At 41.6% G+C, this 1,990-nt stretch carries 1 protein-coding gene; it reads right to left on the reverse strand.

The annotated features are described in order from the left end of the window. Positions 1–100: 100 nt before the first annotated feature. Positions 101–1,801, reverse strand: coding sequence for a transposase (locus E5329_RS28920; RefSeq protein ID WP_135992552.1), 1,701 nt, complete (start codon positions 1,799–1,801; stop codon positions 101–103). Between the last annotated feature and the right edge of the window lie 189 nt (positions 1,802–1,990).

The following is a 1,990-nucleotide window of genomic DNA, read 5'->3' on the forward strand; positions in this document are numbered from 1 at the left end:
CAGCCTGTCCGAAAACTAGAATTTTAGGCATAAATTTAGCCCCTTTCCTTCTTCTGTGACATTGAAAACTGAATAAAATACACAGTATGAAGAAAGAGGCTTATGCCTGTTCCATCAATTCCATCATTTTTTGAAATCCAAGAAGATTTTTCGCCCGTTCAAGATTATACCCCAGACAGAAGAGCGCAAACTCTCCAGCCACTTTTCGCATCCCCCTCAGTAGGAAATAAGTGGCTCCCATCGCTCGTTTTATTGTCCCAAACGGATGCTCCGATAAACACATTCTTTGGCGCATCTTTTCCTTGTTTGGTTTCAGAAAAAACTTTACAACCTTTCTTTTTTCATAATGCCATTTTTCATTGGCTTTCGTTTCTTCTGGCTTCTTTCCTTCTGCCTTTAGCCAGTCCTTACAGGGTTTTATCAGCTGGTCTTTGCTAAAGTCAGTCTCTTTCCATTCACCTTTTCCCTTATAACACTTATTACGCCTTGGACAGTGCCTGCAGGCATTTTTATTAGAATAGCGGATGTTCCCGTTTTTCTTTATACTTTTCTGTCTCAGGATTTCTCCTGCCGGACAGTATACCATGTTTCTCTCAGGATCTCTGACAAAATAACCTTCTTTTGCCTTTTCCAGCATTTCCTCAGGGCTTCCATACACGCTGCTGTTTTCCTGTTTTTCATCCACCACTTTACGCCGGACTGTTTCCACCCTCATATCCTGTATCACTTCTGCATAAGCTTCCGGAATCCTGCCTGCGTGCAGTGCTTTTTTCAGTTCTTCAGGAGCCGTGCCGGCAGTATCAGCTTCTGCCTCTTCATAAGGCGTTTCTATTTCGTAACCATCTTTTCCATCATCCGTTATGACATGTGGGATAATACCCTTTTCCAGACACTCTGCCATATCTTCCGTAGCTTCATAACCTTTATCAGCCACTGCTTCTATGATTTTTTCCGGATCGGAATCCTTTATTCCCTGCATGGTGCTTCCCAGTAATCCATGGTCAGTTACCTGATTGGTCATCTGAAAGTCACGAATCAGATGCGTTTCAGAATCTACCGCTGTCTGTGGGTTATATGATACTGCAAAACCATTTTTATTTTTCATGAGCCTTGCGTCTGCGTCTGTAATGGAAAGCTGGGATGCCCCCGTTTCTTCCATCAGCTTCTGGTAACCTTCATATCTGGCAAGTCTCTCCTGTGCCTCTTTTAACTTAGCCTCAAGACTTTCCCTTGTCAGTTCTCCGGGAATCCCGTCTGCTTCTTCCTGCTCATCCATTTCATTCAGAATCCGCAGATATTCATCTGTATGGCCATTCAGCCATTTGATCCTGTCATCCAGCTTATTTTTGGTGAAGTTGTTATCCTTTGCATTATTCGCCTGAATCTTTGTCCCGTCAACAGAAGCAAATCCCCATTCCACTGCACTGGAAATCCGCCGGTTGAATTCATGAAAAATTTCTTTCAGGCTGTCTATGTTGTTTTTCCTGAAATCTGCAATGGTACGAAAATCAGGTTCCACACCGCCGGTCATCCATTTCACTTCAAGATTTACTTTACAGCTTTCTGCCAGTTTTCGTGAGGAGCGGATACCCTTTCTGCTTCCATAAATATAAACCTTATAAAGGCTTTTAGGATCGTAAGATGGACGGCCTTCTGCTGCTACAGGTTTTACACCATACTTTTCTATATCAAGATGATTTACAAACGCATCAATGATCCTTGCAATACTTTCTTTATCTACAAATGCATCCCATGAACAATACATCAGCTGATCCCTGTTAAAACCTGAAACATACGGCATTTCAATTCACCCCGGAATAAATTTTTCTCAGCTTCCATTATACTATATTTGAGCCATAGATCCATGATTTTCTGTGTACTTTATTCAGTTTTCAATGTACAATTTTAATTTATATTGAACACTCACAAGAGCGTATCAATCTTTATTTCTTTAGGTTAAATTATCCGAGTTTTCGGACAGTCTCCCCCC

Source organism: Petralouisia muris, from assembly GCF_004793545.1.
Lineage (GTDB): Bacteria > Bacillota > Clostridia > Lachnospirales > Lachnospiraceae > Petralouisia > Petralouisia muris.